This is a genomic window from Microbacterium sp. UMB0228, assembly GCF_002871415.1.
GTDB lineage: Bacteria > Actinomycetota > Actinomycetes > Actinomycetales > Microbacteriaceae > Microbacterium.
Genome location: NZ_PNFU01000001.1, coordinates 574553 through 595267, shown reverse-complemented (window position 1 = coordinate 595267; position 20715 = coordinate 574553). Strand labels below are relative to the sequence as shown.

Sequence of the window (20715 nt, the reverse complement as noted above, 5' to 3'; positions counted from 1 at the left end):
GACACCGTCGTCGGCGCGATACCGTGGAGGCATGAGCGACGCACGATCTGTCTGGGGACTCGGCCTGACGACCACCGCGAGCGACGGCACGGTCCTCGACGCGTGGTACCCGGAGGTCCGCTCGTCCGCGCCGTCCGAGACCGAGGTCGTCGCCGCGCGCACCGCGCTCGACGCACAGACCGGACCGGACGAGCGCCGCGACGTCACCCTCGCGGTGGTCGAGCTCACGATCGACCTGGACGCCGCCCCGGCCTCCACCGCGGACGCCTATCTGCGTCTGCACGCGCTGTCGCACCTGCTCGTGCGGCCGAACGCCCTCAACCTCGACGGCATCTTCGGTCATCTGCCGAACGTCGCCTGGACCAATGCCGGCCCGCTGCTCCCCGCCGATGCCGCGCGCCTGCGTCCGCAGCTCCAGCGCGCCGGGATCCAGATCCAGGGCCTGGACAAGTTCCCTCGTCTCACCGACTACGTGCAGCCCGCCGGGGTGCGCATCGCCGACGCCTCGCGCGTGCGGCTCGGCGCCCACCTCTCCCCCGGCACCACGGTCATGCACGAGGGCTTCGTCAACTTCAACGCCGGCACCCTCGGCGCCTCGATGGTCGAGGGGCGCATCTCGCAGGGCGTGGTGGTCGGCGACGGCAGCGACATCGGCGGCGGCGCCTCGATCATGGGCACGCTCTCCGGCGGCGGGTCGCATCGCGTGTCGATCGGCGCCCGCACGCTTCTCGGCGCGAACGCCGGCATCGGCATCTCCCTCGGCGACGACTGCGTCGTGGAGGCCGGGCTCTACGTCACCGCCGGGACGAAGATCGTGCTCGCCGATGGTCCTGCGACGGCCGAGGGCGGACGGAAGACCGTCAAGGGCGCCGACCTCTCGGGCCAGGACGGCCTCCTCTTCCGTCGCAACTCCCTCACGGGTGCCGTCGAGGCGGTCCGCCGCGCCGGCGTCGGCGTCACGCTCAACGAGGCGCTCCACGCCTGACAGCCCGCCTGCAGCCTTCGACCGGTCTCCGCTGGTAGACTGGCTCCGTTGCCCGCGCCGCCGGCCGGTCAGCATCGTCGTCGTCTAGGGGTCTCCGAGGACCGAAGCGAGCGTCCGCGCTCCCCTCTCCAGCCCGAACTGGCCATTCGCACGGCGAACGGACGCGCACTCGCTGCGTCTTCGCCCACCTCACCCCACTATCCCGCGCCGTTCTCGTGCGCTGACGGAGTTCTCTGCATGCCTTCCTTCCTCGATCTCGGCGTTCCCGCCGAGCTCGCCACCGTTCTCGCCGCCTCCGGAAGGACCGAGGCGTTCGCGATCCAGCGCGATACCCTGCCCGACTCGCTCGCCGGCCGTGACCTCCTCGGTCGCGGACGCACGGGCAGCGGCAAGACCATCGCCTTCGCGCTCCCGCTCGTCGCCCGCCTGGCGGCCTCCGGCCACAAGCGCCGTTCCGGCCTTCCCCGCGGCCTCGTGCTCGCCCCCACCCGCGAGCTCGCCACCCAGATCGCCGCGACCGTCGCCCCGCTCGCGGAGGCCGTCGGCCTTCGAGTCACCACCGTGTTCGGCGGCGTCAGCCAGCGTCCGCAGGAGCAGGCGCTGCAGGGCGGCGTCGACATCGTCGTCGCCTGCCCCGGCCGTCTGGAAGACCTCATGAAGCAGCAGGTCGTGCGTCTCAGCGCGATCGAGGTCACCGTGCTCGATGAGGCGGACCACATGGCCGATCTCGGCTTCCTCCCCGGCGTCACCCGCATCCTGTCGGCGACGCCCGCCGACGGTCAGCGCCTGCTCTTCAGCGCCACGCTGGACCGCGGCATCGACACCCTCGCCCGCCGGTTCCTCACGAACGCCGTCAGCCACGAGGTCGACGAGGCGAGCGTGCCCGTCGGCGAGATGACCCACCGGGTGCTCGTCGTCGACTCCCCCGAGAACAAGACCGCGCTGGTGCGCGATCTCGCCTCGGGCACCGGCCGTCGCATCCTCTTCACGCGCACCAAGCACCAGGCGAAGAAGCTCGCCAAGCAGCTCACCACCGCCGGCATCCCGGCCGTCGACCTGCACGGCAACCTGTCCCAGAACGCCAGGGAGCGCAACCTCGGCGCCTTCTCCACCGACCCGGCCGACGGGGGCGTCCGCGTCCTCGTCGCGACCGATGTCGCGGCGCGCGGTGTGCACGTGGACAACGTCGACCTCGTCGTCCACGTCGATCCGCCCGTCGAGCACAAGGCCTACCTGCACCGCTCGGGCCGCACGGCGCGCGCCGGCGCCGCCGGCACGGTCGTCACCGTGGTCCTGCCTGAGCAGCGCCGCGACGTGAAGGACCTCCTGCGCAAGGCCGCGATCACGGCACCGCTGGAGAACCTCACCGCCGACGCCGTCACCGAGCTCGTCCCCGAGCGGGCTCCGCACGTGCGCCCCGCTCCCCCGCAGCCGCAGCAGCAGCGCTCTGCGAAGCAGCGGCCCGCGGGCGGCGAGAAGAGCACCGCGACCACCCCGCCCTCCCGCCGTCGTCGCCGTCCGCGCTCGGCCGGCCAGGGCGCGCCGGGTGCGCAGCGCCAGGGCGGCCAGGGCCGCCAGGGCGCGCGCGGCGGCCAGGGACGCTGATCCCGGCTCGCGCCTGACGACGACGAAGGCCCCCTCGCACTCCGGTGCGAGGGGGCCTTCGGCGTCTGCGGCGCCGCGCTCAGCGCGTCGGGAAAGCGCGCTCCGGCGACCCGGTGTAGAGCTGCTGCGGACGGCCGATCTTCGTCTGCGGGTCGAGCTGGAGCTCGCGCCACTGGGCGAGCCAGCCGGGCAGGCGTCCGATCGCGAAGAGGACCGTGAACATCCGCGTGGGGAAGCCCATCGCCTTGTAGATCACGCCCGTGTAGAAGTCGACGTTCGGATACAGACGACGCTCACGGAAGTAGTCGTCCGCGAGGGCGATCTCCTCGAGCTCCTTCGCGAGGTCCAGGAGCGGGTCGGTGACGCCGAGCGAGCTCAGCACCTCGTCCGCGGCCTCCTTGACGAGCTTGGCGCGCGGGTCGTAGTTCTTGTAGACCCGGTGCCCGAAGCCCATGAGCTTCACGCCCTCTTCCTTGTTCTTCACCCGCTCGACGAACCGGGAGACGCTCTGGCCCGAGTCGCGGATCTGGCCGAGCATGGTCAGCACAGCCTCGTTCGCACCACCGTGCAGGGGCCCGGAGAGGGCCTGGATGCCGGCCGAGACGGAGGCGAACTGGTTGGCTCCCGTCGAGCCGACGAGGCGGACCGTGGAGGTCGAGGCGTTCTGCTCGTGGTCCTCGTGCAGGATGAGCAGCAGTTCGAGGGCCTTCACCATGGTCGGGTTGATCTCGTACGGCTCGGAGTTCACGCCGAAGTTCAGCTTGAGGAAGTTCTCCACGAAGCCGAGCGAGTTGTCCGGGTAGAGGAACGCCTGGCCGACGCTCTTCTTGTGCGCGTAGGCGGCGATGACCGGCAGCTTGGCGAGCATGCGAATGGTGTTCAGCTCGACGTGCTCGGGGTTGTGCGGGTCGGTCTGCCCCTCGTAGTACGTCGACAGGGCAGCGACGGCGGAGGAGAGCACCGACATGGGGTGCGCGGTGTGCGGCAGCGCCGAGAAGAAGCGCTTGAGGTCTTCGTGCAGCAGCGTGTGCCGACGGATCTTCTCGTCGAACTCGGCCAGCTCTCCGGCGGACGGGAGCTCACCGTAGATGAGCAGCCACGCGACCTCGAGGTAGCTGGTGCTGCCGGCGAGCTGCTCGATCGGGTAGCCGCGGTAGCGCAGGATGCCCTTGTCTCCGTCGATGAAGGTGATGTCCGACTTCGTGGAGGCGGTGTTGACGAAGCCGTAGTCGAGCCCGGTGTAACCGGTCTGACGGGTCAGCGTCGAGAAGTCGATGCTGTCGTGGCCCGCGGTACCGCGCACCAGGGGGAATTCGGCGGTGGTGTCGCCGATCGTCAGCTTCGCCGTCTGGTCTGCCGCAGCGCTCACGCGGACCTCCTCCTTCTGTCTGATCGCCCCGGCATCGCGGGCGTCAGCAAGTTCTTGATCAAGCCGGAACTGGCGATATCTCTGGCGCCGAGCGCCGGGCCGGGTGCCGACCGAATCGCCTTTACAGCCTAGTCGTCACGCAGGCCTACTGTGACAACCGCCAAAGGGATGGCTGCACCAGGGAGGGATCCTACAGATCCGCGCCGCGCAGGCGTCGCGCTGCTTCCGCGACGCGATCGGTCGGCGCCGTCAGCGACAGCCGCACGTGCGCAGGCGACGAGGCGCCGTAAAAGTGCCCGGGGCCCGCGAGGATCCCGAGGTCGGCGAGACGCGCCATCGACTCCCAGGCGTCGCGCCCCTCGGTCGCCCAGAGGTACAGCCCGGCCTGCGAGCCGTCGATGCGGAAGCCGGCAGCCTCGACGGCGGGCAGCAGCAGCGCCCGCCGCTCACGGTAGAGCTCCTTCTGCGCCGCGACGTGTGCGTCGTCACCGAGGGCGACGATCATCGCCTGCTGCACCGGCGCGGGCGGCATGAGGCCGAGGTGCTTGCGCGCGGCGAGGAGCTCACCGACCACGCGGGCGCAGCCGGCCACGAAGGCCGCCCGATAGCCCGCGAGGTTGGACTGCTTGCTCAGCGAGTACACGCTGAGCAGATTCGCCCGCGTGCCGCCGGTCACCCGGGGGTCGAGCACCGACGGGATGGCCTCGTCCGTCCAGGGGCCGTCCCAGCCGAGCTCGGCGTAGCACTCGTCGCTGGCCAGCACGGCACCCAGTTCCCGCGCCCGCTGGACCGCCGCGGCGAGCTCGTCGACCGTCCAGGTGCGGCCGTCGGGGTTGCCCGGGGTGTTGATCCAGATGAGCTTGGCGCCCTCCGGCCACTCCGCCGGGTCGTCGACCGCGAGAGGTGTCGCCCCTGCCACCCGCGCGCCGACCTCATACGTCGGGTAGGCGACGCGAGGATGCACCACGATATCGCCGGCGCCGAGCCCCAGCAGCGTGGGCAGGAGCGCGACGAGCTCCTTGGAGCCGATCGTCGGCAGCACGTTGTCGACCCGGAGGTCCGGGACGCTGCGGCGGCGGGCGTACCAGTCGACGATGGCCTCCCGGAGCGCGGGGGTGCCGACGGTCTGAGGGTAGGCGTGGGCGTCGGTCGCCGCGGCGAGGGCCCGACGGATGATCTCCGGCGTGGGGTCGACCGGGGAGCCGACGGAGAGGTCGACGAGACCGCCCGGGTGCCGGGCGGCGCGCTCACGATACGGGACCACGGCGTCCCACGGGTAGTCGGCGAGGTCGCGGACGCTCACGGAGCGGGCCTACTCGCCCTGCGGCGGGAGCGCGGCGATGATCGGGTGGTCGAACGGGTAGACGCCGACCTTGGCGGCGCCGCCGGGCGAGCCGATCTCGTCGAAGAACTCGACGTTGGCCTTGTAGTAGTCCTGCCACTCGTCGGGCAGGTCGTCCTCGTAGTAGATCGCCTCGACCGGGCACACCGGCTCGCACGCTCCGCAGTCCACGCACTCGTCGGGGTGGATGTAGAGCGACCGTTCGCCCTCGTAGATGCAGTCAACGGGGCACTCGTCGATGCAGGCGCGATCCTTGACATCGACGCACGGGAGGGCGATCACATACGTCACCCCCTCAGTCTACGACCCGTGGACCTCGGGTTCCTCCGAGGACGGCGTGGCGGGGCGGACCGGCTGCCGGGAGAACGACGGCCACGCGATGACGAGCAGCACGATGCCGGCGGCGAGATACGTCCAGATGCGCCCGGCGAGGGTGTCCTGCACGACGACGGAGCCGCCGGGGCCGACGCCCGAGATGAGCACGATCATGCCCAGCATCCCCAGACCGGCGGCCACGGCCGCTCCCCGGTCGTGGGTGAGCGCACGGACGGCGATGAGGATCGCGGCGCAGGCGATGGCGGCGACAATGAGGCCGATCGGGATCGGCCCCCACATGACGCTGTGTGCGATGGTCCCGGCCACGCCGTAGACCCCACCCACTAGGGCAGCAGCCACCCAGGACAGCACCCTCGACAACCACTTCCCGCGCACCCCCCGATCCTACCCGGGCGCTATCCGGCGGAACGACGTGTCAGGCGGCGAGACCGAACAGCCGCAGCAGCGCGGCGACGAGGGCGGCGGCGGCCACCACCACGAGGAACGACTGCCGCAGCCAGAGGAGTCCCGCTGCGACGAGCAGGGCGGGGACACGCGCGTCGACGGTGATGGCCTGCCCGTCGCCGAGCGACTGCACCGCGACGAGGGCGGCAAGCAGCGCGACGGTGAGGAGATCGGAGATACGGGCAGGGCGCGGCGCTTCGAGGACCTTCGGCGGCACGAGATGGCCCACGGCCTTCAGCGCGAGGCAGATCAGGGCCGCGAGGAGGATGGCGCTCCAGAGGGTCATGCGGACCCCTCCCCTTCGCCGGCGCCCGCGGGTCGCGGCGTTCCGAGCCAGTTGAACCATCCGACGACGATCGCGACGAGAGCGGCGACGAGCACCGGGAGTCCGGGCAGGAGGAACGGGGTGAGGGCGGCCGCGATCACGGCGGCCGCGATCCCGACGGCGACCGCCTGCCGTTGACGCAGACGCGGCCACAGCAGGGCGAGGAACGCCGCGGCCGCCGCCGCATCCAGACCCCAGGCCTTCGGGTCGCCGAGCACGTCGCCGACCAGCGCACCGACGAGCGTGGTGAGGTTCCAGCCGAGGAAGATGCCGACACCCGTGACCCAGAATCCCACCCGGCGCAGGCGCGGGTCGTCCTGCGCGATCGCCACGGCGGTGGACTCGTCGATCGTGAAGTGCGCGGCGAGGGCTCGTCGTGCCGGTCCCCCGCCGACGACCGGCGACATGCGCATCCCGTAGGCGACGTTGCGCACCCCGAGCAGGGCGGCGGACGCGATCGCCGAGGGCAGGGCGGCCAGTCCGCCGGCAGTGAAGACGCCCACGAAGGCGAACTGCGATCCCCCGGTGAACATCAGGAGACTGAGCACGCATGTCTGCCACACGTCGAGGCCGGCCGCCACGGCGAGCGCGCCGAAGGAGATCCCGTAGGCGCTCGTCGCGAGCACCACGCCGAGCGCCTCGCGCCACACCTCACGCTCGGCGGTCATCGAGGTCCGCTCCGCCACGACGTTCGCTTCACTGAACACACGATCATCATTCTGAACATGCCCCGATGCATAGTCAAGCGAACGATCGTTTGCCATGATGAACGCATGGAGGATCTCCGCACCCGCATCGCCCGCACGCTCCGCCGCGAGCGCGAGGCGGCGAACCTGTCCGTCTCCGAGCTCGCCCGGCGGGCCGGCATCTCCAAGGCGACGGTCTCCCAGCTCGAGAGCGGTGCCGGCAACCCGAGCGTCGAGACGCTGTGGGCGCTGGGCGTCGCGCTCGGCGTGCCCTTCGCGGTGCTCGTCGACCAGCAGGCCAACGCCCCGACACTGATCCGGGCGGAGGACCTCGCGGGGGTGCCGTCCTCCGCCGCCGCGTACAGCGCCACTCTCCTCTCCGCGAGCCCTCCGGGCGCCCGGCGCGACGTGTACCTCATCCAGGCGGAGCCCGGCGACCCCCGACGCTCGGACCCCCACCATGCGGGCACGATCGAGCACGTGATCCTCATCGCCGGGCAGGCGCGGGTCGGCCCGCCCGAGGATGCCGTGGTGCTGAACCCGGGCGACTACCTGACGTATGCCGGCGACGCCGCGCACGTCTTCGAGGCCATCGCGCCCGGCACGAGCGCCGTGCTCATCTCCGAGCTCCGCTGAGGTTCTCACACCCTCGACCCACCCCTTTGCAGCCGAACCGGCCCCTTGCGTTCGTACGCAAGGGGCCGGTTCGCCCACAAGGGGCCGGGTCGACGAGAAGCTCTGCGGCTCAGTACCAGTTCATGGCCTGGGAGTGTCCCCACGCGCTGCACGGGGCGCCGTAGGCGTCGGCGATGTACTTGAGGCCCCAGGCGATCTGGGTGGCGGCGTTCGTTTGCCAGTCGGCACCCGCGGTGGCCATCTTGCTGCCGGGCAGCGCCTGCGGGATGCCGGTCGCTCCCCCGTCGTTGTTGTACGCCTGGTAGTTCCAGCCGGACTCCTTGTTCCACAGCGAGTTCAGGCAGGAGAACTGGTCCCCGCCCCAGCCATAGCGGTCCGCCATCATCTGCCGCGCCGTGGCTCGAGCGCCGTCCGGTGTGTTGGCGGCGGCGAGTGCGGCCGCCGCGGCTGCCGCCTGCTCTTCGGCGGCGCGGGCGGCGTCCTCGGCCGCCTTCTTCTCCTGCGCGGCCGTGAAGGCCTCCTGGAGGTCTGCGGTGGCCGTCACGACCTTCTCGGTCTCAGCTTCGGCCCGCTCGGCCGTCACGGTGATGAGGACCAGCGGGAGGGTGGATCGATCGGCGAGGGTCTCCAGGTCGTCCTCGAGAGCGGTGGTGTCCACGGACGCCGCCGCGCCTACGTCGAGGCCAGACGCGGCGACCTCCGTGGACAGGCTCTTCGCCGCGGCGACCGCATCGGTCGCGTTCGAGACCGTCATGACGGCCTGATCGGCGATGCGGCTGAGGGGCTCGGTGCCGAGGTCGTGGCTCGTGACGGCGGACACGGCGTCGGAGCGCTCGGCGCCGGCGGCCGGGGCAGAGGCGAGGCCGACGCTGAGGGTGATGCCGACGAGCGCGACCGTGGCGGCGCCGAGGGCGATCAGGGGTGTACGGGTGACGGTGGCGCGAGCGGCTGCCGCGTCGGAGGCGCGCCGAAGCGCACGGGTCTTCTGAAGCAAGGCTTTGACTTTCGGGTCGTCGTACGCCCATATCGGGGACTCATCGGGAGCTCGCCCCGGGCGCAAGTCAACGAGTCTGCGTCATCAACCTGAACGAAAACTAGCCCTCACCTGGGATTTTCATGAGAGAGGGCCCCACGCGGCCAGGCGGCGGCGTGGGGCCCTCTCGAAAGGAGTGCGGTGCGATCAGGCGTTCGCGTCCTGACGCTTGAGACGCGAGGCCTCGCGACCGCGGACGGTCTGGTCGAGGATCACCTTGCGGATGCGGACCTTCTCCGGAGTCACCTCGACGCATTCGTCGTCGCGTGCGAACTCCAGACTCTCCTCCAGCGTGAGGATGCGCGGCGGCGTCATCGACTCGAAGTTGTCGGCCGTGGAGGAGCGCATGTTGGTGAGCTTCTTCTCCTTGGTGATGTTGACGTCCATGTCGTCGGCGCGCGAGTTCTCGCCGATGACCATGCCCTCGTAGACCTCTTCGGTCGGCTGCACGAAGAACGACATGCGCTCCTGCAGCGCGATCATCGCGAACGGGGTGACGACACCCGAGCGGTCGGCCACGATCGAGCCGTTCTGGCGCGTGGTGATCTGCCCCGCCCACGGCTCGTAGCCGTGCGAGATCGCGTTGGCGATACCCGTGCCGCGGGTGGTCGTGAGGAACTCGCTGCGGAAGCCGATGAGACCACGCGAGGGCACGACGAACTCCATGCGCACCCAGCCGGTGCCGTGGTTGGTCATGTTCTCCATGCGACCCTTGCGGTTCGCGAGGAGCTGCGTGATCGCGCCGAGGTGCTCCTCCGGCGTGTCGATGGTCAGGTGCTCGAACGGCTCGTAGACCTTGCCGTCGATCTTCTTGGTGACCACCTGCGGCTTGCCGACCGTGAGCTCGAAGCCCTCGCGGCGCATGTTCTCGACGAGGATCGCGAGGGCCAGCTCACCGCGGCCCTGCACCTCCCAGGCGTCGGGACGGCCGATGTCGACGACCTTGAGCGACACGTTGCCGATGAGCTCGCGGTCCAGGCGGTCCTTCACCATGCGGGCGGTGAGCTTGTGCCCCTTGACCTTGCCCATGAGCGGCGAGGTGTTCGTGCCGATCGTCATGGAGATCGCGGGGTCGTCGACCGTGATGGCCGGCAGCGGACGGATGTCCTCGGGGTCGGCGATGGTCTCGCCGATCGTGATGTCCTCGAAACCGGCGATGGCGACGATGTCGCCGGGGCCGGCGGATTCGGCCGGGTAGCGCTCCAGGGCGCGCGTCTTCAGCAGCTCGGTGATCCGGGCGTTGCTGGTCGAGCCGTCGGAGCGGACCCACGCGACCGTCTGGCCCTTCTTGAGCGTGCCGTTGAAGACGCGCAGCAGGGCGAGGCGACCGAGGAAGGGGCTGGAGTCCAGGTTCGTGACCCAGGCCTGCAGCGGGGCCTCGTCGTCGTAGGCCGGGGCCGGGACGTGCTCGAGGATGGCCTCGAACAGCGGCTCGAGGTCGTCGTTGTCGGGCAGCGAGCCGTCGGCGGGACGGTTCTGCGACGCGGCACCGGCGCGACCGGAGGCGTAGACCACCGGCACGTCGAGCAGCGCGTCGACGTCGAGGTCGGGCACGTCGTCGACGAGGTCGGAGGCCAGGCCCAGCAGGAGGTCGTGCGCCTCCTCCTCGACCTCGGCGATCCGGGCGTCCGGACGGTCGGTCTTGTTGACCAGGAGGATGACGGGGAGCTTCGCCTCGAGTGCCTTGCGCAGCACGAAGCGGGTCTGCGGCAGCGGGCCCTCGCTCGCGTCCACGAGCAGCACGACGCCGTCGACCATCGACAGGCCGCGCTCGACCTCACCACCGAAGTCGGCGTGGCCGGGGGTGTCGATCACGTTGATCGTGATCTCCTTGCCGCCGGCGTGCTTGCCCTTGTAGGTGATCGCCGTGTTCTTGGCGAGGATCGTGATGCCCTTCTCGCGCTCCAGATCGTTGGAGTCCATCGCGCGCTCCTCCACGTGCGAGTGTTCGCCGAAGGAGCCCGTCTGGCGGAGCATCGCGTCGACGAGCGTGGTCTTGCCGTGGTCGACGTGGGCGACGATTGCGACGTTGCGGAGGTCAGAGCGGAGGGCGTGCGCCATACAAGGGTCCTCAAAGAGTGTGGGGTTGCGCCGGGAAGCCGACGTTCCAGGATAACGTACGCGCGGATCGGGTTCCTGAACGCACGTCGTACCATCGTCCCGTGACCCTCCCCGACCCGACTCCCCCGGTGCCGCAGACGCCGTCGACCGCGCCCATCCGGCGCGACGAACCGCGTGAGGGTCGGGCACGCCTGTGGTGGGAGATCGCCATCGTGCTCGCCCTGGGACTGGGCCAGTCCGCGATCTACGCGATCGTGCAGCTCGCCTATCGACTCACGGACGACACGCCTCTCGCAGATCAGACCGCCACCCTCAACCCCTCCCGCAGCGACCGGGAGGTGTTCGACCTCATCTACCAGGTGCTGTCGATCGGCTTCGCCCTGGTGCCGGTGCTCCTCGTCTGCTTCCTGCTCTGGCAGCGCCGTCGCCCGCACCTGGAGCGCCTCGGCCTGGACGGCACCCGGGTGGCCGGCGACGTCGGCCGCGGCGTGCTCCTCGTTCTCGCCATCGGCGTGCCGGGGCTGGCGCTCTACCTCGGCGGGCGGGCGCTCGGACTGTTCGTGGCCGTGAACCCCGCGGGTCTGGACGCGCACTGGTGGACCGTGCCGATCCTCCTGCTTGCCGCCGCCCGCGCATCGCTCCAGGAGGAGTTCGTCGTGCTCGGGTACCTGTTCGCCCGCCTGCGGCAGCTCGGATGGTCGCCGTGGACGATCATCGTCTCGACCTCCGTGCTCCGTGCGACGTACCACCTCTATCAGGGGCCCGGCGCGTTCATCGGCAACCTCGCGATGGGACTGCTCTTCGGGTGGCTCTATCACCGCACCGGTCGGCTGCTGCCGTTCCTGGTGGCGCACTTCCTCATCGACGCGGCGGCGTTCGTCGGCTACCCCTGGGCCGCGGCGACCTGGCCCGCCCTGTTCGGTCTTCCCGGCTGAGGCGCGCTCAGCCGAGGTTGACGACGACGAGCGCCGCGACGGCCCACAGCACGATGACGGCGAGGGCGATGAGGGCCGGGCCGTCCCAGCTGCGTCGGATCGGGGCGTCCGCCGTCGAGGGTGCCGCGCTCCACAGGTCGCGGATGCTCGTGAGCACCCGCAGAGCCGACGGCACCTTCACCTCAGCGTCCTCCTCGCGGGACGGACGGGGCGGACGCGCCTTCGCCGGTCCGCCCCAGCAGCTCAGGCTGCGGCCGTCGTCCAGCGTGAACTCGAGCTGCCAGCGCATGTCGATGTCCTGCACATGCGCCCAGCCGACGGTCGTGCGACGCAGCAGGTTCTGCACCACGGCCCCGTCCTGATCCACGCGGACGAAGGAGACGAAAGCCGTCTCGTACACGATCCACAGACCGAGCAGCAGCCAGGGCGCCACGAGAAGCGCCTGCACGACGCTGCCGTTGACGACGGTGTCCCCGAGCAGAAACAGCACCAGCAGGATGCTGAGGACGAAGACGACGGTGCCCGAGGGCGCACGGTAGGTCCGTGCGCCCTCGGGGTGTCCGGGAGATGCCACCTCAGAGGCCGCCGAGCGGGATCGAGGCACCGGGGATCGCCTGCAGCAGACGATCCGTGTACTCCTGCTGCGGGTTCGCGAAGATCTCGTCGACCGTCCCCTGCTCGACGACCTTGCCCTTCTCCATCACGCAGACCAGGTCGCTGGAGACCCGGACGACCGCGAGGTCGTGCGTGATGAAGAGGTACGTCAGGTTCAGCTCCGACTGGAGTTCGGCGAGCAGCTGCAGGATCTGGTCCTGCACGAGCACGTCGAGCGCCGACACCGCCTCGTCGAGGACGATGATGTCGGGCTTGAGGGCCAGCGCCCGCGCGATCGCCACGCGCTGCCGCTGTCCGCCGGAGAGCTCGTTCGGGTAGCGCGTGGCCAGCGCCTGCGGCAGGGCGACCTGCTCCAGGAGCTCCTCCACGCGAGCCCGATGCGAGGCCCGGTCGCCGACGCCGTGGATCTGCAGCGGCTCCGCGATGGTGTTGCCGATGTTCCGCAGCGGATCCAGCGACCCGTAGGGGTCCTGGAACACCGGCTGCATGCGCCGGCGGAGTCCGAACGACTGCGCGTTCGACAGATGGGACACGTCCTGTCCGTCGATCTCGATCGTCCCGCTCGTCGGCTCCTCCAGCTTGAGGACCATCTTGGCGACCGTGGACTTTCCCGAACCCGACTCGCCGACGAGGGCCAGCGTCTTTCCCCGGGGGATCTCGAACGACACGTCGTCCACCGCCCGGAACGCCTCGCTGCGGAAGTTGCCCTGCCGGATCTTGTAGTCCTTGGTCAGGCCGGCCACGCGGACCGTCGGCGGGATGTCGGCCAGGTCGTCGAGCGTCTCGATGCCCCGGTCCTCCACGACTGCCTGGATCCGCTGCGAGGCGACGCTGGGCGCCGCGGCGACCAGTCGCTTCGTGTACGGGTGCTGCGGGTTCTCCAGGATCTGCCGGCTGGGACCCGCCTCGACGATGTTGCCGCCGTTCATGACGATGATCTTCTCGGCGCGTTCGGCCGCGAGTCCCAGGTCGTGCGTGATCAGCAGCACCGAGGTGCCCTTGTCGCGCGTGAGCGACGCCATGTGGTCGAGGATGACCCGCTGCACCGTCACGTCGAGAGCCGAGGTCGGCTCGTCGGCGATGAGGAGCTTCGGGTCGGCCGCGAGCCCGATCCCGATCAACGCGCGCTGGCGCATACCGCCGGAGAACTGGTGCGGATACTGGTGCAGGCGCCGCTCGGCATCCGCCAGCCCGGCCTGCTGCAGCACCTCGATCGTCCGGGCCTTCACCGCGGCGCGCCCCTGGGCGACGCCGTTGGCACGGACGGCCTCCTTCACCTGGAAGCCGATGCTCCACACCGGGTTCAGGCTCGACATCGGGTCCTGCGGGACGAAGCCGATGTCTCGGCCGCGCACCGCCTCCATGTCGCGCCGACTCAGCCCTGTCAGCGGGCGGCCCTCCAGCGTGATGGACCCGCCCGTGATCGTTCCCGTGCCCGGGAGCAGGTCGACGATGGCGGTCGCCGTGGTCGACTTGCCCGAGCCGGACTCGCCGACGATGGCCACGGTCTCACCGGGCATCACGTCGAACGTGACCCCGTGCAGGACCTCGCGCATTCCGCCCTGGGTGCGGAACGCGACGGTGAGGTCGCGCACGCTCAGCAGCGGCATCTGTGGGGTGGTGCGGTCGCTCATCGGCGAGCCCTCGCCTTCGGGTCGAGGGCGTCTCGGATGAGCTCGCCCAGGGTGACGAACGCGAGCACCGCGAGGGTGAGGGCGAGCGCCGGATAGATGAGTGACATCGGAGCGACGCGGAGCGAAGCCTGTGCCCTGGCGATGTCATTACCCCACGACATGACCTCGCTGCCGAGCCCGACCCCGAGGAACGACAATGTCGACTCCGCGACGATCGCCGCCGCCAGGCCGAGAGTCGATACGACCAGCAGGGGTGCGATCGCGTTCGGAACGACATGGCTGAGGAGGACTCGGAACTTGGATTGCCCCAGGGCCCGAGAGGCCATGACGAAGTCCGCCTGCCGCACGCGGAGGATCTCCGCCCTGACGACTCGCGCCGTGGAGGCCCACGCGAACCCGCCGATGGCGAGAGCGAGCGTCCAGACCGAGCGCGCGTCCTTCAGCACCGTCATCACGACCACGGCGGCGAGGATGTAGGGGATCGCGAAGAAGATGTCGCCGACGCGGGACAGGACCGAGTCCAGCCAGCCGCCGTAGAAACCTGCCAGGGCTCCCATGATCAGGCCGAGGATCGAGGAGATGACGGTGGCGATGAGGCCCACCGCGAGCGAGGTCTGCGAGCCCCACACGATCCGGGCGTAGATGTCGCACCCTTGGAACGTGAATCCGAGCGGGTGGCCCTCCGTCGGGCCCCCGTTGCTGTTGGAGAGCTGGCAGTCGCTGTTCGGCGGGGTCGATGTGAACAGCGTCGGCCAGACGGCCATGAGCAGGAAGACCACCGCCAGGACCACCGAGAACCAGAAGAGCGGGCGGCGGCGCACGTCGCGCCACGCATCGCGCCAGAGATTGCTCGGCTTGTCGGAGATTCGGACGGCATCGACGTTGATGGACTCCGTCTCGACAGGGGCGACGAAGTGTTTCTGGGTCGTGGGATCAGACATATCGAATCCTCGGGTCGAGCAGACCATAGAGCAGGTCGATGAGCAGGTTCACCAAGACGTACAGGATGACGAAGACCGTGACGAACGAGACGACCGTCGGGCCCTCGCCCCGTCGGATCGCTTCGAAGAGGGTGTTGCCGACACCCGGCACGTTGAAGATGCCCTCCGTGACGGTGGCCCCCACGAGGAGGACACCGAAGTTGGTGGCCGAGTTGGTGATGACGGGAATGAGGGAGTTTCGCAGCACGTGCACGGGGAGCACGCGATTGCGCGAGAGCCCCTTGCCGTAGGCGGTACGCACCCAGTCCTGATTGAGGGTGTCGATGACGGAGCTCCGCATGAGCCGCATACTCACGGCGTAGAGACTGAACCCGAGCACGATGGCAGGGAGCCAGAGTCCGCCCCAGTCGTTGTCCGCTCCGACCGTGGGCTTGAACCACCCGAGTCGGATGGCGAGGAAGTACTGCGCCAGGAAGGCGACCACGAAGATCGGAATGGCGATCGCGACGAGAGCCACCATGAGGGAGACGTTGTCGAAGAACTTGCCCTTCCGCAGAGCGGAGATCGTGCCGATGACGATGGCGAGCACGAACTCGATGCCGATGGCCATGACGGCCAGGCGTCCCGTCACGGGCAAGGTCGCCGCCAGGACCGTCGACACCGGGCGACCGGAGTAGGTCGTCCCGAGGTCGCCCTGGAACACCCCGGTGATGTAGTACCAGTACTGGACGAGGAATGGGTCGTTCAGGTGGTACTGCTCACGGAGCTGCTCGATGACAGCCGGGTTCGGGGTCTTGTCGCCGAAGAGGGCGAGGATGGGGTCGCCGGGCATGGCGAACACCAGGAAATAGATGAGCAGGGTGGCTCCGAAGAAGACCGGGATCACCTGCAGAAGACGTCTCAGAATGTAACCGAGCATCCGCTTGTCCCTTCTCTGAGGGGCAAAGAAAGCGAGCCGAACACAGCCTGTGAGGCGGTGACGAAGATCGCCACCGCCTCACAGGTGAAGTGCCGTCAGACTTACTCGCCGGCCTTCGTGATCTCGTAGTAGAGCGGGACCGAGTTCCAGCCGAACGTCACGTTGTCGACGTTCTCGCTGTACCCACCGGTCACGTTCGAGTACCAGAGCGGGATCGCCGGGAGGTCCTGGAACAGGACCTCCTGAGCCTTGGTGAAGTCCTCGAGCTGAGCGTCCGGGTCAGGGTTGCTGATACCGGCCTTGATGAGCTCATCGAACTCCGGGCTCGTGTAGTCGCCATCGTTAGAGCTGGCACCGGTCGCGTAGAGCGGGCCGAGGAAGTTGTACAGACCCGGGTAGTCCGCCTGCCAGCCGGAGCGCGCTGCCGTGGTGATGGTGCGGTCGTTCACCTTGGTGCGCAGGTCCTGGAAGGTCGGGTACGGGTCGCCGGACGCCTCGATGCCGAGCGTGTTCTTGATGCTGTTGCTGACTGCGTCAACCCATGCGTCGTGTCCGCCGTCGGCGTTGTAGGCGATCTTGAAGTCACCCTCCCACGGCGAGATGGCGTCTGCCTCTGCCCAGAGTTCCTTCGCCTTCTCCGGGTCGTAGTCCAGAACCTCGTTGCCGGGCACGTCCTCCGACCAGCCGGCGATCACGGGCGACGTGAAGTCGGCAGCCGGAGTGCGCGTTCCCGAGAAGATCGTCTCGGTGATCTCTTCCCGGTTGATGGCCATCGAGATCGCCTGACGACGCAGCTTGCCCTCTTCGCCACTGAAGTGCGGGAGGAACTGGCCGATCGTGAACGACTGGAAGACGGCGGACGGCTGGTTCACCGCACGGTCGCCGAGCTCGTCCGTGAACACCGGAAGCGAGTTGGTCGGGATCGCATCGATCACGTCGACCTCGTTTCCGAGGAGGTCGGCGTACGCGGACTCCTGGGTCGCGTAGAACTTGATGGTCAGGCCGCCGTTCTTCGCCTGGCGTCCACCCTCGTAGTCGTCGTTGCGGACCAGGTCGATCTGCACGTCGTGCTGCCAGGCGTCGTCACCGTCGATCATGTACGGGCCGTTGCCGATGGGGTTCTGTCCGAAGGCGTCCATGTCCTCGAACGCGACATCGGGCAGCGGGTAGTACGCCGAGTACCCCAGGCGCAGAGCGAAGTCCGAGGCGGGCTTGTTCAGCGCGATGGTGAACGTGTAGTCGTCGATCTGCTCGAGCCCGGTGAGCTCGGTGTCCTCCTCGTAGCTGAAGCCCTCGATGTCCTCGAAGAAGTAGCCGGACAGGTGGGCGTTCGATGCCTTGGCACCCTCGTTCCACGCCTTGATGAAGTTGTCGGCCGTGACCTCCTCACCGTTGGTGAAGGTCTGCCCCTTCTTCAGCTTGATCGTGAGGTGCTGGGGGTCGTCGGTGACGATCTCCTCGGCCATGTCGTTGACCGGCTTGCCCTCGGCGTCGTAGTAGACGAGCCCGGCGAAGATCTCGTCGAGGATCTTGCCGCCGCCGACCTCGTTGGTGTTGGTCGGGATGAGCGGGTTCTCCGGCTCGGAGCCGTTCGTGGTGATGATGGCGTCGGCGTCCGCGTTCGCGTCGCTTCCTCCGTCACTCGTGTTGCCGCCGCCGCTGGCGCAGCCTGCCAGGGTCAGGGCGCCGATCACGAACAGTGCGCTGCCCGCGAGGGCGATCTTGTTGCGCTTCACTTTTGTCCTCCTGTGGACGTGGGAATTCTGCGCGGCTCATCATCGAGCGCGCAGGGATACCTGAGCGTAACCCGGGGGTCGCGCGTCCAGGACATTCGGCTAACGAACTGTTACTGAGTGGTGACCATCTGTCACATGACGGAAACATGGCGCAACGCGAACGGCGCCGCGCCGCCAGGAGGCGGGCGCGACGCCGTTCGTCGTGCGGGTCCGTGTCAGGCGAAGGCCTCGATCGGCGGGCAGGCGCAGACGAGGTTGCGGTCGCCGTACGCCTGGTCGATCCGGCGGACAGGCGGCCAGTACTTCGTCGCCACCAGCGAGCGCACCGGATAGGCGGCCTCCTCGCGGGTGTAGGCGTGCGCCCACTCCCCCGCGATGAGCGAGACCGCGGTGTGCGGGGCGTGCACGAGCGGGTTGTCGTCCGCAGGCCAGCGCCCCGCGGCGACGGCGTCCGCCTCGGCCTTGATCATGATCATGGCCTCGATGAACCGCTCGATCTCGTCGAGGTCCTCCGACTCGGTGGGCTCCACCATGAGGGTGCCGGCGACCGGGAACGACATGGTCGGCGCGTGGAAGCCGTAGTCGATCAGGCGCTTGGCGACGTCGTCGACGGAGATGCCGGTGGCCTCCTTGAGCGGACGCAGGTCGAGGATGCACTCGTGCGCGACCCGTCCGTTCTCCCCCGTGTACAGCACGGGGAAGTGCCCGCCGAGGCGCTCGGCGATGTAGTTCGCCGAGAGGACGGCCGCGGCGGTCGCGCGCCGGAGGCCCCCGGCCCCCATCATGCGCACGTACGCCCACGAGATCGGGAGGATGCCCGCAGAGCCGTACGGGGCCGCGGAGATCACCGCACCCTCGAACGTGTGGCCACCGAAGTGCTCGGCGCGCTGCGCGAGCGGGTGCGACGGCAGGTACGGCGCGAGGTGCGCCTTCGCCGCGACCGGACCGATGCCCGGGCCGCCGCCGCCGTGCGGGATGGCGAAGGTCTTGTGCAGGTTGAGGTGCGAGACATCGCCGCCGAGGTCGCCGAAGCGGGCGTAGCCGAGGAGCGCGTTGAGGTTCGCGCCGTCGACGTACACCTGACCGCCGGCCGCGTGCACCGCCCCGGTGATCTCGACGACCTGCTCCTCGTAGACGCCGTGCGTGGACGGGTACGTGATCATCAGCGCCGCCAGGTCGTCGGCGTGCTGGGCGATCTTCGCGCGGAGGTCGTCCAGGTCGACGTTGCCGAGCGCGTCGCTCGCCACCACGACGACCTTCATGCCGGCGAGCACGGCGGAGGCCGCGTTCGTGCCGTGGGCGGAGGACGGGATGAGGCACACGATGCGGTGGTCGTCGCCGTTCGCGCGGTGGTAGCCGCGGATCGCGAGGAGGCCCGCCAGCTCACCCTGCGAGCCGGCGTTCGGCTGCAGCGACACCGCGTCGTACCCGGTGATCTCGGCGAGCCAGCCCTCGAGCTGGTCGATGAGCTCCAGGTAGCCGCGGACGTCGGCCTCCGGGGCGAACGGGTGGATGCCCGCGAACTCCGGCCACGTGATGGCGGCCATCTCCGTGGCGGCGTTGAGCTTCATCGTGCACGAGCCGAGCGGGATCATGCCGCGATCGAGGGCGTAGTCCCGGTCGGACAGGCTCTTCAGGTACCGCATCATGGCGGTCTCGCTGCGGTGGCTGTGGAACACCGGGTGCGTGAGGTACTCGTCCTCGCGGCGGAGGGCGTCCGGCAGCGCGTCCGCGTCGCCGAGGCCGAAGCCGAAGGCGCGCTCCTGCTTCCCGCCGAAGACCTGCGCGACCTGGTGCAGCTCGGCCACCGTGGTCGTCTCGTCGACCGCGATGCCGATCGTGTCGGCGTCGGCGACCCGCAGGAGGATGCCGTAGCCGCCCCGCGCCTGGTCGGCGTACTCCGCCGCCCGGCCCGGGACGCGCACGGTCAGCGTGTCGAAGAAGTGCTCGTGGACGACCTCGGCCCCGGCCTCGACGAGCCACTCGCGCAGCAGCGTCGCCTTGGCGGCGACGTCGCGGGCGATCTCGCGGAGTCCGTCCGGGCCGTGGTAGACCGCGTACATCGATGCCATCACGGCGAGGAGCACCTGGGCGGTGCAGATGTTCGAGGTCGCCTTCTCGCGGCGGATGTGCTGCTCACGGGTCTGCAGCGAGAGGCGGTAGGCCGGCTTGCCCTCGGCGTCGACGGACACGCCGACGAGACGTCCGGGCAGCTGCCGCTCCAGGCCTGCGCGCACGGCCATGTAGCCGGCGTGCGGGCCGCCGAAGCCCATCGGCACGCCGAAGCGCTGCGTCGTTCCCACGGCCACGTCGGCCCCGAGGGTGCCGGGCGCGGTGAGAAGCGTCAGCGCGAGGAGGTCGGCGGCCGCGACGGCGAGCGCACCGGCGACGTGCGCGGCGTCGAACACCGCGGACGGATCCCACACGCGGCCCGAGGCCCCGGGGTACTGCACGAAGACGCCGAAGAGCTCAGCGGGCAGCTCCTCCCCCGCCGCGAAGTCGACCGTGACGAGCTCGATGTCGAGCGCCTCGGCGCGGGACGCGAGCATCGCCTTCGTCTGCGGCAGTGCGTCCGCGTCCACCGCGAACACGTTCGACGCGGTCTTCGAGGCGCGGCGTGCGAGCAGCATCGCCTCCACGACCGCGGTGGACTCGTCGAGCATCGACGCGTTCGCGGTGGTGAGGCCGGTGAGCTCGGCCACCATCGTCTGGAAGTTGATGAGCGCTTCCAGGCGCCCCTGCGAGATCTCGGGCTGGTACGGCGTGTAGGCCGTGTACCAGGACGGGTTCTCGAGCACGTTGCGCTGGATGACCTGCGGCGTGACGGTGCCGTAGTAGCCCAGGCCGATCATCGAGCAGTTCACCGTGTTCCGCGCGGCGAGGGCACGCAGTTCGGCCAGTGCCTCCGTCTCCGACGCGGCGACCGGGATGCGGGAGTCGGCGACCGCGTCCTCCGGTCCCGTGTAGATCGAGGCGGGGACGGCCTGACGCATGAGCTCCTCGACCGGGCTCAGCGTCCCGTTGCCGGCGGAGCCGAGACCCAGCGCGTCGAGCATCGTGCGCTGGGCGGCCTCGGTCGGTCCGATGTGACGATCGGCGAATGCAACCACTTC

General features: G+C 69.6%; 18 protein-coding genes. 4 read left to right on the top strand and 14 right to left on the bottom strand.

Annotation, left to right across the window (positions count from 1 at the left end):
- Positions 1-31: 31 nt before the first annotated feature.
- Together dapD and CJ226_RS02935 are read left to right on the top strand one after the other, a co-directional pair.
- Positions 32-985, top strand: coding sequence for a 2,3,4,5-tetrahydropyridine-2,6-dicarboxylate N-succinyltransferase (gene dapD, locus CJ226_RS02940; RefSeq protein ID WP_102208259.1), 954 nt, complete (start codon positions 32-34; stop codon positions 983-985).
- 237 nt (positions 986-1222) lie between these two features.
- Positions 1223-2590, top strand: a complete 1368-nt coding sequence (locus tag CJ226_RS02935) for a DEAD/DEAH box helicase (protein ID WP_102208258.1) — start codon at positions 1223-1225, stop codon at positions 2588-2590.
- Between the two features lie 79 nt (positions 2591-2669).
- Here the strand turns inward: CJ226_RS02935 and CJ226_RS02930 are convergent, their stop codons facing one another.
- The 6 genes from CJ226_RS02930 to CJ226_RS02905 form a co-directional block, all read right to left on the bottom strand.
- Positions 2670-3959 carry a citrate synthase gene (locus tag CJ226_RS02930; protein ID WP_025102954.1) on the bottom strand — a complete coding sequence of 430 codons (1290 nt, stop codon included), beginning with the start codon at positions 3957-3959 and terminating at the stop codon, positions 2670-2672.
- Between the two features lie 190 nt (positions 3960-4149).
- Positions 4150-5262: a succinyldiaminopimelate transaminase gene (dapC, locus tag CJ226_RS02925; RefSeq protein ID WP_102208257.1), complete on the bottom strand. Its 1113-nt coding sequence runs from the start codon at positions 5260-5262 to the stop codon at positions 4150-4152.
- Positions 5263-5271: 9 nt separating this feature from the next.
- The gene (gene fdxA, locus CJ226_RS02920; RefSeq protein WP_017203330.1) at positions 5272-5592 is read right to left on the bottom strand and encodes a ferredoxin; all 321 of its coding nucleotides are present in this window, start codon (positions 5590-5592) and stop codon (positions 5272-5274) included.
- Between the two features lie 9 nt (positions 5593-5601).
- Positions 5602-6012 (bottom strand): hypothetical protein, encoded by a 411-nt coding sequence (locus CJ226_RS02915; RefSeq protein ID WP_060922743.1) that lies wholly within the window; start codon positions 6010-6012, stop codon positions 5602-5604.
- 40 nt (positions 6013-6052) lie between these two features.
- Positions 6053-6367, bottom strand: coding sequence for an AzlD domain-containing protein (locus CJ226_RS02910; RefSeq protein WP_102208256.1), 315 nt, complete (start codon positions 6365-6367; stop codon positions 6053-6055).
- Positions 6364-7074, bottom strand: a complete 711-nt coding sequence (locus CJ226_RS02905) for an AzlC family ABC transporter permease (protein ID WP_025102950.1) — start codon at positions 7072-7074, stop codon at positions 6364-6366. Before CJ226_RS02905 ends, CJ226_RS02910 begins: the two co-directional genes overlap by 4 nt.
- A 105-nt stretch (positions 7075-7179) precedes the next feature.
- Here CJ226_RS02905 and CJ226_RS02900 point away from each other — a divergent pair, with 105 nt between their 5' ends.
- Positions 7180-7728 carry a helix-turn-helix domain-containing protein gene (locus CJ226_RS02900; RefSeq protein ID WP_102208255.1) on the top strand — a complete coding sequence of 183 codons (549 nt, stop codon included), beginning with the start codon at positions 7180-7182 and terminating at the stop codon, positions 7726-7728.
- Between the two features lie 109 nt (positions 7729-7837).
- Here CJ226_RS02900 and CJ226_RS02895 read toward each other — a convergent pair whose 3' ends face one another.
- The gene (locus tag CJ226_RS02895; protein ID WP_180964517.1) at positions 7838-8722 is read right to left on the bottom strand and encodes a phospholipase; all 885 of its coding nucleotides are present in this window, start codon (positions 8720-8722) and stop codon (positions 7838-7840) included.
- A 186-nt stretch (positions 8723-8908) separates the two neighbouring features.
- Positions 8909-10822, bottom strand: coding sequence for a translational GTPase TypA (gene typA, locus CJ226_RS02890; protein ID WP_025102945.1), 1914 nt, complete (start codon positions 10820-10822; stop codon positions 8909-8911).
- Between the two features lie 128 nt (positions 10823-10950).
- On the opposite strand from typA, the gene CJ226_RS02885 reads away from it, so the two are divergent.
- Positions 10951-11757, top strand: coding sequence for a CPBP family intramembrane glutamic endopeptidase (locus CJ226_RS02885; protein ID WP_231868182.1), 807 nt, complete (start codon positions 10951-10953; stop codon positions 11755-11757).
- Between the two features lie 7 nt (positions 11758-11764).
- On the opposite strand, the gene CJ226_RS02880 is transcribed toward CJ226_RS02885, so the two are convergent.
- The 6 genes from CJ226_RS02880 to gcvP all read right to left on the bottom strand — a co-directional run bounded on the left by CJ226_RS02880 (position 11765) and on the right by gcvP (position 20658).
- Positions 11765-12331: a PH domain-containing protein gene (locus CJ226_RS02880; RefSeq protein WP_102208254.1), complete on the bottom strand. Its 567-nt coding sequence runs from the start codon at positions 12329-12331 to the stop codon at positions 11765-11767.
- Position 12332: 1 nt separating this feature from the next.
- Positions 12333-14006 carry an ABC transporter ATP-binding protein gene (locus CJ226_RS02875; RefSeq protein ID WP_062633645.1) on the bottom strand — a complete coding sequence of 558 codons (1674 nt, stop codon included), beginning with the start codon at positions 14004-14006 and terminating at the stop codon, positions 12333-12335.
- Entirely contained in the window at positions 14003-14947 is a 945-nt protein-coding gene (locus CJ226_RS02870) for an ABC transporter permease (RefSeq protein ID WP_062633642.1), read from the bottom strand. The genes CJ226_RS02875 and CJ226_RS02870 overlap by 4 nt, the downstream gene beginning before the upstream one ends.
- Positions 14940-15866, bottom strand: a complete 927-nt coding sequence (locus CJ226_RS02865; protein ID WP_062633640.1) for an ABC transporter permease — start codon at positions 15864-15866, stop codon at positions 14940-14942. The genes CJ226_RS02870 and CJ226_RS02865 overlap by 8 nt, the downstream gene beginning before the upstream one ends.
- A gap of 101 nt (positions 15867-15967) precedes the next feature.
- Positions 15968-17602: an ABC transporter substrate-binding protein gene (locus tag CJ226_RS02860; RefSeq protein ID WP_102208253.1), complete on the bottom strand. Its 1635-nt coding sequence runs from the start codon at positions 17600-17602 to the stop codon at positions 15968-15970.
- A gap of 215 nt (positions 17603-17817) precedes the next feature.
- Positions 17818-20658: an aminomethyl-transferring glycine dehydrogenase gene (gene gcvP, locus CJ226_RS02855; RefSeq protein ID WP_374754510.1), complete on the bottom strand. Its 2841-nt coding sequence runs from the start codon at positions 20656-20658 to the stop codon at positions 17818-17820.
- Positions 20659-20715: the final 57 nt, after the last annotated feature.